Origin of the sequence: Cryobacterium sp. (assembly GCF_026786305.1) — a bacterium.
Taxonomy (GTDB): domain Bacteria; phylum Actinomycetota; class Actinomycetes; order Actinomycetales; family Microbacteriaceae; genus Cryobacterium.
This window is the reverse complement of the sequence record NZ_JAJAYI010000096.1, coordinates 16,784-30,022: the sequence shown is the minus strand read 5'-3', so window position 1 is coordinate 30,022 and position 13,239 is coordinate 16,784. Positions and strand designations below refer to the sequence as shown.

Annotated in this window: 13 protein-coding genes; 2 read left to right on the top strand and 11 right to left on the bottom strand. The window is 67.0% G+C overall.

Going from position 1 to position 13,239, the window contains the following annotated elements:
* Positions 1-17: 17 nt before the first annotated feature.
* Positions 18-926: a phosphodiesterase gene (locus LH475_RS12330; protein WP_196842688.1), complete on the bottom strand. Its 909-nt coding sequence runs from the start codon at positions 924-926 to the stop codon at positions 18-20.
* A gap of 144 nt (positions 927-1,070) precedes the next feature.
* Positions 1,071-2,399 (bottom strand): YncE family protein, encoded by a 1,329-nt coding sequence (locus LH475_RS12325; RefSeq protein WP_297414309.1) that lies wholly within the window; start codon positions 2,397-2,399, stop codon positions 1,071-1,073.
* A 131-nt stretch (positions 2,400-2,530) separates the two neighbouring features.
* Here LH475_RS12325 and LH475_RS12320 point away from each other — a divergent pair, with 131 nt between their 5' ends.
* Positions 2,531-4,054, top strand: a complete 1,524-nt coding sequence (locus LH475_RS12320; RefSeq protein WP_297414308.1) for a pyridoxal-dependent decarboxylase — start codon at positions 2,531-2,533, stop codon at positions 4,052-4,054.
* Positions 4,055-4,184: 130 nt separating this feature from the next.
* Here the strand turns inward: LH475_RS12320 and dprA are convergent, their stop codons facing one another.
* From dprA to LH475_RS12300, 4 genes are all read right to left on the bottom strand, one after another.
* Positions 4,185-5,507, bottom strand: coding sequence for a DNA-processing protein DprA (gene dprA / locus LH475_RS12315; RefSeq protein WP_297414306.1), 1,323 nt, complete (start codon positions 5,505-5,507; stop codon positions 4,185-4,187).
* A complete protein-coding gene (locus tag LH475_RS12310) occupies positions 5,504-7,039 on the bottom strand; it encodes a YifB family Mg chelatase-like AAA ATPase (RefSeq protein WP_297414304.1) in 1,536 nt (511 codons plus the stop codon). The genes dprA and LH475_RS12310 overlap by 4 nt, the downstream gene beginning before the upstream one ends.
* On the bottom strand, positions 7,039-7,395 hold the full coding sequence (locus LH475_RS12305; protein ID WP_196842684.1) for a YraN family protein: 357 nt from the start codon (positions 7,393-7,395) through the stop codon (positions 7,039-7,041). The genes LH475_RS12310 and LH475_RS12305 overlap by 1 nt, the downstream gene beginning before the upstream one ends.
* A gap of 99 nt (positions 7,396-7,494) precedes the next feature.
* A complete protein-coding gene (locus LH475_RS12300; protein WP_196842683.1) occupies positions 7,495-8,634 on the bottom strand; it encodes an alcohol dehydrogenase catalytic domain-containing protein in 1,140 nt (379 codons plus the stop codon).
* Between the two features lie 39 nt (positions 8,635-8,673).
* Between LH475_RS12300 and LH475_RS12295 the strand changes: the two genes are divergently transcribed.
* Entirely contained in the window at positions 8,674-9,144 is a 471-nt protein-coding gene (locus LH475_RS12295) for a nitroreductase family deazaflavin-dependent oxidoreductase (RefSeq protein ID WP_297414301.1), read from the top strand.
* 110 nt (positions 9,145-9,254) lie between these two features.
* Here LH475_RS12295 and LH475_RS12290 read toward each other — a convergent pair whose 3' ends face one another.
* The 5 genes from LH475_RS12290 to rplS all read right to left on the bottom strand — a co-directional run bounded on the left by LH475_RS12290 (position 9,255) and on the right by rplS (position 12,974).
* Positions 9,255-10,727, bottom strand: coding sequence for a glyceraldehyde-3-phosphate dehydrogenase (locus LH475_RS12290; RefSeq protein ID WP_196842681.1), 1,473 nt, complete (start codon positions 10,725-10,727; stop codon positions 9,255-9,257).
* Between the two features lie 61 nt (positions 10,728-10,788).
* Complete coding sequence (locus LH475_RS12285) at positions 10,789-11,112, bottom strand: DUF2469 family protein (RefSeq protein ID WP_022886464.1); 324 nt, start codon at positions 11,110-11,112, stop codon at positions 10,789-10,791.
* A 12-nt stretch (positions 11,113-11,124) separates the two neighbouring features.
* Positions 11,125-11,769, bottom strand: a complete 645-nt coding sequence (locus LH475_RS12280) for a ribonuclease HII (protein WP_196842680.1) — start codon at positions 11,767-11,769, stop codon at positions 11,125-11,127.
* Complete coding sequence (gene lepB / locus LH475_RS12275) at positions 11,769-12,551, bottom strand: signal peptidase I (protein ID WP_196842679.1); 783 nt, start codon at positions 12,549-12,551, stop codon at positions 11,769-11,771. Before lepB ends, LH475_RS12280 begins: the two co-directional genes overlap by 1 nt.
* Positions 12,552-12,632: 81 nt before the next feature.
* Positions 12,633-12,974, bottom strand: coding sequence for a 50S ribosomal protein L19 (gene rplS / locus LH475_RS12270; protein ID WP_297414294.1), 342 nt, complete (start codon positions 12,972-12,974; stop codon positions 12,633-12,635).
* Positions 12,975-13,239 lie beyond the last annotated feature (265 nt).

Here is a 13,239-nt window from a genome sequence, read left to right as displayed (position 1 = left end):
GTTTCTCTCGCTCGTCGTCATTGTTGTCGCGAAAAGGCCTGCCGGCGGTCCTCGGGAGAGAGGGCGGCCAGCTGATCGACGTAGTCGGCTGGAAACTGCGCGACGGCCGCGAACGCCCCGATCGGCAGCTGCGAGTGGGTGATCTGGTCGGCGTAGACGTGCACGAGGTTGAGCGTCTGGCCGCCGTTCACCCCGGTGAGTTCACGGTCGGGAGCGCTCAGATCCATCGTGTAGCAGGTGGCCGCCGCGACTGACACCGGGATGCCGGCGAACAGGCCCTGAGTGGAATAGTGCAGGTGCCCGCCGAGAATGGCCCGCACATCACTGCCCGCCAGAACGGCGGCCAGTCGCGGCTGGTCTTGCAGCTCAAGCACGCTCATCAACGGCAACGGGGTGGGAATCGGTGGGTGGTGCAGGGCCAGAATCGACCCGTGGCGGGCGGGGTGTCTGAGCGCGTCGGTCAGCCAGTGCAGTTGATCGTCGGTAACTTCGCCGTGGTGATAGCCGGGAACGCTCGTGTCGAGGACGATGATGCGCAGGCCGTCGAGGTCGTGCACCCGGTCGACGGGCGCATCGAGCACACCCGACTGTTCTTCGCGGAGGAGCACGGTACGAAACGATTCACGTTGGTCATGGTTGCCCATTACCCAGATGATCCGCGCCTCCCACTGGGCAGCGGCAGCCTCCACAATGCCGCGAATGCGGCGGTAGGCATCCGCTTCGCCGCGATCGGTCACGTCACCGGTGAGAATGAGGGCATCAGGGCGGATGCCCGAGCGGTGCAGATGCTCGAGGGCGCGGTGCACGGTGTGATCGGTATCGACGGCGCCGTAGAGGGCCAGGCCATCCGCGAGAAAATGCGTGTCACTCAGATGAACGAGAATCTTCTCAGCGGGTACGTACTGGCCCAGCTGCACGGCTGCCATGGTTCACCTCTCGTCGGGTCTTCAGACTACGTGCCCCCACCGACAGCGCGCTCAGGACACAGCCCCCACCACTACAGCCGCCGTCGACGTGGCCGTTTCCGCCGCTGTCTGCACCGACGAAGCGAAAGACCGCGAGAATCTGATTCAGAACACCGGGAGCACCGACACCGTGTTGTCGCCGGAATTAACGATGCCGACCTTTCTGCCGTCCGGCGTGACGGCAAGACTCGACGGGGCACGCCCGACCGGGATGCGGCTGAGCACCCGGTTCGTTGCGGTGCTGACCGTCACGATGGTGTTGTCGTCTCGGGACAGAACGTAGAGTTTGGACCCATCGGGGCTCACCTCGAGGTCGCCCGGTGCATTGATGGCGATGCTGGCCCGCACCCGGTTCGTCGCGATATCAATGACCTCGACGGCATTGGACGGCCCCGTGAAAAGGTCTCGTCCAAGGCTCGCATAGACCGTCTTGCCGTCGGGCGACGGCGCCGACGCGACCGGCGGATGCGAGGTGGTGAACCGCTTGGTCAGCAGCCGATTGGTCGCGGTGTCGACGATGAGGATGGAGTAGTCGTCGCCATTGCTGACGTACACCTTCGTCTGGTCGGCACTCGGCGTCAGTTCACTCACCGAGGCGAAGGCGAAGATCGGCTCAGCGAGCGAGCGGCTGGCGATCGTGACCACGGTAATCTCCGTCAGCGTCGGGGAGTTGCCGATGTACAGGGATTTGCCGTCGGGGGTGGCCACGAGGTCTCCGCACGTGCCGGTCTTGAAGGAGTACGCGACGGTGTTCGAGGCGATGTTGACTGCGTACACCTTTAAATCGGTGCAGCTGCTCACGAACAGCTGCTTCTGGTTGGCCGACACCGCCAGCCCGATCGGGTTGCCGCCCACCGGAACGGTCGCGACAACTCTGCCCGTCGCGGCGCTGATGACCGATACCGTGCCCGCCCCGGAGTTGGCGACATAGGCCCAGCGGCCGTCGGCTGTCACCACCAGTTTGCGGGGACTGGCACCGACGGCAATGGTGGCCGGGGCGACGAGCCGGGTCGGAGCGCTCGCCTTCGAGACCGTCTGATATCCGGCCTTCGTGCCGGTAACGGTAACGGTGACGCGCTTTCCCACGTGTGTGTTCGAGGGAGTGAAAACGGATGCGGTCGCCCCGGGAACCGTCACACCACCCACCATCCAGCGGTAGGACAGCGCCACCGGGGCCGGTTTCCAGGTACCCGGTGAGGCAGTGAGTCGCCGGCCGGCCTGGGGTATACCGGCGATCGTCGGTACCGGGGTCGCAGTGAACTGGCTGGCGGCGACTGCGCTCGCGGCGATCGGGCTGGCGGCGGCTTGGCTCAGGGCGCTCGCCGCGGGAGCCGCGAGCGCCGTCGGTGCGGAAACCAACACCGCCGCCGCGACCGTCAGAACTGTGAGTGCGAAGCCTGGGCCTCGTTGACGGATGGGTACCTGTGCGCTCATGACATCCACATCTCTGCAAAATAATGACAATCAAAAGGGGGCGGGGCGGGTGGCGATGTTGGGGTCACAGTAACCCCGAACGCAACCGGCGACAAGGGGCAGACCTGACCGCGCGGGACTACCATGGCGGCATGTCTGCTCAGCCGGATGCCTACACCGCGGCTCTGGAGCGTGCAATGGTGCACGCCCAGACCTGGCTCGCGTCGTTACCTTCCCGCCCGGTCGGCCCCCGCGTCGACGCCGATACTCTGGCCGCCCTGTCGGCCGGCCCTCTTTCCTTCTCGCCCACCGCCGCGGCCGACGTCATCGATGAACTCGCCGCGTTCGCGGAGCCCGGGCTCATGGCGATGCCCTCCGGGCGGTTTTTCGGCTGGGTGATTGGCGGCACCCTGCCCGCCGCCCTCGCTGCGGACTGGTTGGTGAGCGCCTGGGATCAGAATGCCGCCATGCGCTTCGCAACTCCCACCACAGCGGTGCTGGAGGAAACTGCCGGGGGCTGGCTGCTCGACCTGCTCGGGCTGCCGCCGGATGCCGACGTGGGCTTCACGACCGGCGCGACCATGGCCAATTTCGTCGGCCTCGCCGCCGGCCGGCAGTGGGTGCTTGAGCAGGCCGGGTGGGACCTCGACCGGGACGGGCTGTCCGGCGCTCCCCGCGTGCGGGTCTTCGTCGGGGCGGAGCGCCACGAGGTCATCGATGTCGTCCTGCGCTATCTCGGCCTTGGTGCGCCGATCGTGGTGGCCGTCGATGACGATGGTCGGTTACGGCCCGACGCCCTGGCCGAGCTGATGGCCGCCGGCTCCGGCCCGGCCGTCGTCTGCCTGCAGGCCGGCAACGTGCATTCCGGGGCGTCGGACCCGATGGGCGCGGCGATCGACGTGGCGCGCCGGCACGGAGCGTGGGTGCACGTGGACGGAGCGTTCGGCCTGTGGGCGGCGGCCAGCCCGCGCTCCCGTGACCAGCTGGCTGGTCTGGACCGGGCTGATTCCTGGGCGACGGATGCGCACAAAACCCTCAACGTGCCCTACGACTGTGGGGTCGCGATCGTGTCCCGGCCCGCGGTGGTGCGACGGGTGTTCGGCCTACACGCGAGCTACCTCGTGGCAGCTGACGAAACTTCTGGCAACTCGGGCCCCGGTGACCCGTTCGAAAAGGTGCCCGAGCTGTCCCGCCGGGCCCGGGGTGTTCCGGTGTGGGCCGCGCTCCGATCGCTCGGCCGCGACGGCACCATCGCACTGGTCGACGGTCTCGCGGCGAATGCGCGGGCCCTGGCCGACGGCCTGCGGTCGCTGCCGGGCGCCCTGGTGCTGAACCAGGTCGTGTTCACGCAGGTGTGCGTGAGTTTCGGCAGCGATGATCGCACCCGGCTGGTCACGCAGAAGCTGATTGCCGAGGGTTCGGCGTGGATGTCAGGGTCGCGCTGGCACGACCGGGATATTCTGCGCATCTCGGTGAGCAACTGGTCGACGGATGACGCAGACGTCGCGCTCTCCCTTGCTGCGGTGGCGCGGGCCTGTGCGGCCGCAGACGCCGATGCAGACGCCGACGCGGACACCGACACAGACGCCGACGCCGATGCAGACGCCGACCAACCGGCGGGCACGACCCCGCCCACCACCACCACTTCACACCGGGCGACAGACGATCGGAACTGACCCCGGGGTGTGGGCTCCGGGGTGTGGGCTCCGGGTGGGGGCTCCGGGTGTGGGCTCCGGGTATGGCCACCGGGACCATCGGTCAGCCGCGCAGCCTGGCTAACACATCCGGGGCATGCCAGCCGGGCTACTACAGCCGGCGCACCCAGCCAGACTCCCGCTCCTGGGCTGCCCCGTCGAGATCGAGACCGCCGAGTGCGCCGCGCACGGCTGCACTCGACATTCCGGCCCGCCGCGACAGGTCAGTGACCGTGCGCGGAGAACGACCGCTCAGTGCATCGAACACCCGCACCTGGTCGCTCGTGCGTGGTATCGGACCGGGCCCAGCATCGGTGTCGGGAAAATCCAGTGGCACCTGAATCGACCGCTCGCCGACGAGCTCGGCCATCTCGGTCGGGTTGGTCACGCAGACCGCGGCGAATTCGCGAATAAGACGGTGACAGCCGGCCGAGGTGGGGCTCGTGATCGGCCCCGGCACGGCGCCGAGCGGCCGGCCCAGGGCCGACGCGTGACCGGCCGTGTTGAGCGAGCCCGACCGCCAGCCGGCTTCGAGCACGACCGTCGCCGCACTCGCTGCGGCAATCAACCTGTTTCTCTGCAAAAAACGCCACTTAGTGGGTGCTGCCCCGCAGGGCAGCTCCGACACAACGGCCCCGGAGGCCGCGATGCGCGTGAGTAAGGAGTCGTGGCCGCTCGGGTAGAACCGGTCGACTCCGCCGGCGAGAAAGGCCACGGTGATGCCGTCGCTGGCGAGTGCGGCCCGGTGGGCCATGCCGTCGATACCATAGGCGGCACCGGACACGACGGCGAAACCGCGGTCCACCAGCCCGGCCGAAGCCTCCATGGCAATGTGTTCGCCATACCCGGTGGCTGCCCGGGCACCGACCAGCGCGATCGAGTTGGTCAGCGCGGCAAGGGCGCCGGGCACGCCGCGCCACCACAATGCGAGCGGCGCATGCCGCTCGAGGTCGTCGAGCGAGGGCGGCCAGAGAGCATCCGTCGCCAGGAGTAACCGGGTCTGCATGCGGGCCGCTTGCTGCAGCGAACGGATGACCTGGCCCGAGTTGAGCCGCGGCCGCCAGCGTTGCAGCCCCAGGTCGAGGGCCTGTTCCAGCTCGGCGCTGGTTTCGGCATCCGCTTCGGCGTTATCGGTGCTCGGACTGGCCGCAAAGACGACATCGGGCCCGCCCCGCTCGCCACCGAGCACATCGCGCACGAGCGCGCCGAGCCGCACCGGGCTCCACGACTCGAGAATGGCGGTCAGGGCCGCACCCGCGCCGAGGCTCGCCACGAGCAGGCCGGCCGTACCATCACCGGGTTCGGCGATGCCCGACCAGGCGGCGCGGGCGAACACCTCACCAGCGGTGGCCGGGTCGTCGTCGGCCGGTATCCCACCGCGCACGCCCGCGGCGAGCTCGCTCACCCGGGTCTCGTCGAGACCGAACAGCATCATGATGTCATTCCTTTGCGTAGGTAGAGGGCTTGGCCGACCTGGTCGGAGCCGGGACTGGTGAGGCCGTCGTAGTCGGCGAGGGTCCACGCGATGCGCAGCACCCGGTCGTAGCCGCGCATGGTGATTCCGCCACGTTCGAGCGCGCGATCGAGGCCCATAGTGGTGCTCGGCGCCAGTCGCACGGGTGCGCCGCGCAGCCACGGGCCCGGAACCTGGGAGTTCAGGGTCCAGGGCGTGCTGCCCAGCCGCTCGGCCGCCGCCGCACGGGCGGCGACCACCCGCTGCCGGGCGGTGACGCTCGTCATCCGCCGAGTGGTGGCGGCGAGGCGCAGCTGGGCGGAGGTGATGCGCTTGACGTTGAGCTGAATGTCGATGCGGTCCAGCAGCGGACCGGAGATGCGGGCGAGGTAGCGGCGGCGTGCGTTCGGCGGGCACGTGCAACTGAGATCGTCCGCCCCGTATTGCCCGCAGGGGCACGGATTGGCCGCCATCACCAGCTGAAACCGGGCCGGAAAATGAGCGACGGCGTTGGCGCGGTGGATACTGATCCAGCCGGATTCGAGAGGCTGACGCAGAGCATCGAGCACCGGGGAGGCGAATTCGGGGGCCTCGTCGAGAAACAGAACGCCGTGCGAGGCCTGCGACGCAGCCCCCGGCCGAATCTGTCCGCCCCCACCGCCGACCATGGCCGCGGCGGTCGCGGTGTGGTGTGGCGCTTCCCATGGCGGCCGGGTGATCAGGGCTCCGCCCAGTCCGAGTCCACTGAGCGAGCGGAGGGAGCTGACCTCGAGTGAGCTGGCCGGGTCGAGGTCGGGCAGCAGGCCGGGCAGCCGTGCGGCCAGCATCGTTTTGCCGGCGCCGGGTGGGCCGAGCAGAAACACGTGGTGCCCACCCGCCGCAGCGATCTGCAGGGCCAGAATGGCGTCGTCATTGCCGATCACGTCGGCCAGGTCGGGTTCGGCCGCCAGGCTCGTCGGCGGGGCCGCCACCATGATCGGGTCGACCGGTACGGGCGCGAGGCGGGCACCGTGCCAGATCGCCGCCTCGCGCAGTGACGCCACACCGATCACCCGAATATCGGGCACGAGTCGTGCTTCGGCCTCGTTGCCGATCGGTACCATCACCGTCGTGTGACCGAGGCGGGCGGCGGTCATGACCCCCGGTAGAATACCCGAGGTCGGCCGCAGCCGGCCGTCGAGAGCGAGCTCGCCGAAGTGCACAACCTTCCCGACCGATTCGGGCGAAACGGTGCTGTCGGCGGCGAGGCAGGCCACTGCGATCGCAAGGTCGAAGCCGGCGCCGTGCTTGGGCAACGCCGCCGGCGACAGATTGATCGTGAGGCGGTGAATGGTGAGAGGGCATCCGCTGTTGGCGGCCGCGGCACGCACCCGCTGGGTCGCCTGCGCGAGGGCCGCATCGGGCAGGCCGATCAAAATCATGCCGGGCAGTTGCGCCGAGATGTCGGCCTCAACCTCGACGAGCGCGCCGGCCAGGCCGAGCAAGGCCACGGCGTGGGTGCGGGCGATGCCCATCAGAACACGCCCTGGAGGTGTTCGATGACCGGTTCGCGGCCGGCCGGGGCGATCACCGCGATGACGTCGAGCCGGATCTGGCGCGGCCACCGGTCGGCGTGCACACACCAGGCGGCGGCGAGGCGGCGCATCCGGGCGAGCTTTTTCATGGTGATCGCTTCAAACGGATGCCCAAAACTCAGGCCGCTGCGCGTCTTCACCTCGACGAAGACGACGGCCGCGCCCTTCTGCACGACGAGGTCGATCTCCCCCTCGGCGCACCGCCAGTTGCGGGTCAGAATCGTGTAACCGGCATTCTCCAGAAAGCGCGCGGCCTGCTCTTCGCCGAGCTTGCCGAGTTCGTCTTTGCGCGCCACGAGTGCCTCCGAACACCAGACTGCCCGCTCGCACAAGCGCTGGCCGGGCCGCCGCCGCATTGGTGGACAGCGGCGGGGCGCGAGCTCCTGTGGAGGAGGCTACTCGGCGTGCATCACGAACAGACGGCGCACGACGTCGCCGGCCACGAGCGCGTCGAGGCTCTCGTTGAGGTCGGCAAGCGGGCGGGTATCGGTGTGCAGCAGCTCGACCGGCAGCACGCCGTCGCGCCACAGCTGCAGGTAGCGGGGAATGTCGCGGCTCGGCACGGAGTCGCCCATGTAGGAGCCGAGCAGCCGCCGACCCAGTCCGGCGAACTGTAGCGCCGGCGTCGTGATGGCCTGGTCGGGGTGCGGCAGGCCGACCGAGACGAGGGCGCCGCCCCGGGTGAGCAGCGCCAGGCTCGCCTCCATCACCCGGGCGCTGCCGACGGCCTCAATGGCGAGGTCGACCCCGTCGCCCGCGTGCTCGAGCACGAGCTCGGCAGCCTGATCGGGCGAACCGGCGTGGTGGGCGCCGCAACGCAGGGCCAGCGCCCGCTTCTCCGGCAGCGGATCGATCGCGATGACGGTCGTGCCGGCGACCTGGGCGGCCGCCATGACGGCCATCAGGCCGACCGCGCCGAGCCCGAACACGATCACGGACTGGCCGGGCGTGAGTGCGCCGGTGTTGAGCACGGCTCCGATGCCGGTGAGGGCCGCGCAGCCGAACATGGCAGCGACGTCGAAGGGAACATCCTGGTCGATCGCGACGACCGATTCGCGGGCGACGACCGCGTACTGCGAGAATGCCGAGACCCCCAGATGATGGTTGATACGCTCCCCCGAATCGCTCGCCAGCACGGCCGGGCCGTGCAGCAGGTCACCGGTTCCGTTGGCCTCGGCGCCGCGGTGGCAGAGTGCGGGGCGCCCGGCCAGGCAGGCCCGGCAGTCGCCGCAGCTCGGCACGAAAACCAGCACGACTCGGTCGCCGACGGCGAGATCGTCGACGCCGCCACCGAGCGCGGTCACGGTGCCGGCGGCCTCGTGTCCGAGCGCCATCGGCAGGGGGCGAATGCGAGAGCCATCGATGACCGAGAGATCGGAGTGGCAGAGACTGGAGCGTTCGATGCGCACGAGCACCTCGCCGGCGCGCGGAGCCGGCACCGGAACCTGCTCGAGCGCCAGCGGGCGGCTGTCGGCATAGGGGCGCGAGGAGCCGGCATCGCGGAGAATCGTACTGAGCATCGTTGCTGGAGTCATTCTTCCAACCTAACGCCCCACACGACGTACGCTGGGCGTATGAACTCCGGTAAAACTCTGCGGCACCGGGTGACCGATCTCGGCATGCGCGCGATGAACGTCATACACCGGATGCTGCTGACCGCGACCCGCGGACGCCTCGGCTGGACCATCGGCACCATGCAGGCCGTCGAGCTGCACACGATCGGCCGCAGTAGCGGGCAACGCCGGTCCACGATGCTCACGGCGCCCGTTCACGAGAACGGCCGGTATGTGCTCGTGGCGTCCAAGGGAGGTGACGACCGGCATCCGTTCTGGTACCTCAACCTCGTGGCGCAGCCCGACGTGCACCTGAGCATTCGCGGGGTGACGCGGCCGTATCGAGCCCGGTCTGCGTCATCCGCCGAAAAAGCGGAGCTGTGGCCGCGCATCGTCGCCGCCTACCCCGGATATGGCGCCTACCAGGGCAAAACCGAGCGCGAGATTCCGGTGGTCATCTGCGAGCCGCGCCCGGAGTCGGCACCGCGCTGACGTAGCGCACCAACACGTTCCGGGCCCGGGTTGGATCATGGGCCCGGGTTGGATCATGGGCCTGCGGTCCGAACATGGGGCCGGCGTGAGCGGACACCCGAGATTGACCGCTACGCGACCGGCGCGAGTTTTTCGGCGTGGATGGCAGGAAAGATCGGTGCGTGCACGCCGGACATCTCCTCGAGCACCCGAATGACCTGGCAGCTGTAACCGTATTCGTTGTCGTACCAGACGTAGAGCACGGCCTTCTGTTCGGTGACGATGGTGGCGAGGCCGTCGACGATGCCGGCGCGACGCGAGCCGAGAAAGTCGCTCGAGACCACCTCGGGCGAGTCGATGAAGTCAATCTGCCGGTGCAGCGAGGAATGCAACGACATGGTACGCAGATACGTGTTGAGCTCGTCCTTGTCGGTCGCACTGGCGAGGTTGAGGTTGAGAATGGCCATCGACACGTCGGGCGTGGGAACGCGGATCGCGTTGCCGGTGAGCTTGCCGGCCAGCTCGGGCAGGGCCTTGGCCACGGCTTTGGCCGCGCCGGTCTCGGTGATGACCATGTTGAGCGCGGCTGAGCGGCCTCGACGGTCGCCGGAGTGAAAGTTGTCGATGAGGTTCTGGTCGTTGGTGAACGAGTGCACCGTTTCGACGTGACCGTCGATGATGCCGTAGCGATCGTTGATGGCTTTGAGCACCGGGGTGATCGCGTTCGTGGTGCAGGATGCCGCGGTGATGATGCGGTCGCTGGCGAGAATGTCGGTGTGGTTGATGCCGTGCACGATGTTCTTCAGTGCGCCCTTGCCCGGCGCCGTCAACAGTACCCGGGCAACACCGGGGCACTCCAGGTGCTGAGACAGACCTTCTTCGTCGCGCCACTTACCCGTGTTATCGACGACGATGGCGTCGTGGATGCCGTACTGCGTGTAATCGACGCTGGCCGGGTCACCGGAATAGATCACCTGAATGAGCGTGCCGTTGGCGAGGATGGTGTTGTTGTCCTCGTCGATGGTGATCGTACCCTCGAACGGGCCGTGCACCGAGTCGCGACGCAACAGGCTGGCACGCTTCATGAGGTCGTTGGCGGAACCGCGGCGCACGACAATCGCACGCAGGCGCAGGCCCTGGCCGCCGCCGGCGTGCTCGATCAGGATGCGTGCGAGCAGCCGGCCGATGCGACCGAAACCGTACAGCACGACGTCGGTGCTCGTGCGACCGTCGAGCCCGCGCTGGCCGACGACGTCGGCGAGTTCGGCGCGCAGGTATTCCTCGAGGGTGACCCGGTCGTCCTGCTCGCGAAAGCCGAGGGCCAGGCGGGCCAGGTCGATCGATGCGGCACCAAGGTTGAGCCCGTCGAGGGCCTGCAGAATCGGGAGGGTCTCCTCGAGCGGAAGTTCGACATCCGCTATGTGGCGCGCAAATCGGTGCGCCTTGAGCAGGCCGACGACCGATTTGTTGACCAGACCGCGACCGTAGACGCTCGTCACGACGGTGTTGTCGCGGTAGAGGCGCCCGATCAGGGGAATCATCGCCTCGGCGAGAGCCTCGCGGTTGCTCCACGTTGCACGGGCACGATCAGCGTCCTGGATCACAGGGTTGCCTTCCTAAACCTTCGTCGGTTGGTCCGGCCACCCGAGGCCCCGGAGTCATTCCTTATTCGTCGAGCGCAAGTTCCTTGGGAAGTTCGAAGTCTTTCGACGCGAGTTCTTCCACGTTGACGTCTTTGAACGTCAGTACACGGACCGATTTCACGAATCGGTCGGAGCGGTAGACATCCCAGACCCAGACGTCCTTCATGGTCAGTTCGAAGTAGAAATCGTGTTCCGTGTCACGGCGCACCAGTTCGACCTCGTTCGCGAGGTAGAAGCGTCGTTCGGTTTCTACGACGTACTGGAACTGGCCAACCACGTCTCGATATTCCCGGTACAGGGCCAACTCGACCTCGCGGTCGTAGTCCTCGAATTCGTCTTCTTCCATGGTGATCTCATCTTACGCTGAGATCTTGAGCCAGGATTTGCGGTGTAAAGGGCTCGGCCCGAGCAGGTCGATCGCGCTCATGTGCGCGGCGCTGCCGTAGCCCTTGTTCGACGCCCAGCCATAGCCGGGCGCTTCCTCGTGTGCGGCGATCATGAGGCGGTCACGGTGCACCTTCGCAATGACGGATGCCGCCGCCACCGACCCGCAATCCCGGTCGGCTTTGATGCGGGTCACGACGTTCAGCGGGGTGGCCAGCGCCTTGTTCAGCCAGTCGTCGCTGCCGTCCAGCAGCACGATGCTGCCGGCGACATCGACGCCCTGCTCGTACAGCCCGGATAGCGCCCGCTTGCCGGCGAGCCCGAGGCAGGCGATGATGCCGAGCTCATCGACTTCCGCGGCCGAGGCAAGCCCGACGGCCGAGTGGGTCGCCCAGGACACGGCGAGCGGTGCGAGTAGTTCCCGGCGTGGTTCACTGAGCATTTTCGAGTCGCGCAATCCCGCCGGCATGGTCAGGACGGATGCGTTCACCGCGGCGAATCCCACGGCCACCGGCCCGGCGAGGGCACCGCGGCCCACCTCGTCACAGCCGATCACGAAGCTGGCACCGGTGCGGAGCAGATCGAGCTCCACCTCGAGGGTGGGGTCGCAGACCGCCACTATTCGGCGCCCTTGTCGGCTTGTTCCACCTCGCGGAACACGTTGGGGTAGTCATCGAGCCAGGCCCAGTGCGCCAGCGGCCAGCTTACGACGAGCGCACGCCCGACGACGTTCTCGATGGGAACGTAGCCCTTGCCGACGGTTTCACCATTGAAGCGGGAATCCTTGGAGTTGTAGCGGTTGTCACCCATCATCCAGAGCGACTCGGCCGGGATGGTCACGTCAAAGTCGATGCCGGAGACCTTCGTCTCGCCAGCCGGCAAGAGCACGTAGGCGGATTCGTCGAGCGGAATATCGTTGACACTCATCTGGCCGAGAACGTTACAGCAGACGACGTGGTCGCCGGGCAGCCCGATGACACGTTTGATGAGGTGGTCGTTGCTGTCGGGCGCGGACAGGCCCACAACCGAAAGAAGCCAGTCGGCTCCGGCAACGATCGGGTTTTGCACGATGTCAGCCTGCGGAAGCAGCCATCCGCCGGGATCTTTGAACACAATGACGTCGCCGCGGGTGATCGGGATCAGCTCGGGCTCGAGCTGGTTCACGATAATGCGGTCGTCGATCTGCAGGGTGTTCTCCATGGACCCGGAGGGGATGTAGAACGACCGGATCAGGAACGTCTTGATCAGGAACGAGATGAGGAGTGCGACCACAAAAATGATCAGAAGGTCACGACTGAACAGCAGGACGCTGCGCTTTTTGCTGGGCGCCTTCCTGCTGCGGGAATTCTTCGACTCTGACACCCGACGATCGGACCTGGAGGCGAGCACGTCATCTGTCATTTAACCGCCTGAGCTCCTCATCAGTTTAGGTGATGAGGAGCTCAGGGAAGAATCCGGTTAGATCTTTGGTTGGCGCGAAAGTTAGCGCTTTTCCTTGATCTTGGCCTTCTTGCCACGCAGTTCGCGCAGGTAGTACAGCTTCGCTCGACGAACATCGCCGCGGGTCACGATCTCGATGTGGTCGATGACCGGGGAGTGCACCGGGAAGGTACGCTCGACGCCGATCTGAAAGCTGACCTTGCGAACGCAGAACGTTTCGCGCACGCCTTCGCCGGAGCGGCCGATGACGACTCCCTGAAAGACCTGGATACGAGCGCGGGTTCCCTCAATGATGTTGACGTGAACCTTGACGGTGTCGCCGGCCCGGTAGTCAGGAAGACCCTGCTTCAGCGATGGGGCGTCTACCGCGTCGAGAATGTGCATATTGTATCGCTCTCTGTACCCGCCACAGGTCGACTACGCTTGGTGCTTCGCTAACGAAGCAATCAGTATGAGGATGTGCGCCGCGAAGTGCAGGCTCCCCTGTGGCAGAGTCCTGCAGCGGCACAATCCCATATTCTGCCATGAAATCGACGCCGTCGCAAAGTCGGGCCAGCCTCCACCTGAGAGGTCGGCGTTGCCATGTTCAGAAGCATCGAGAACTTTGACCTTCTGAACGCCGATGCGCGTCTTTGCGGTAGAGAGGGCC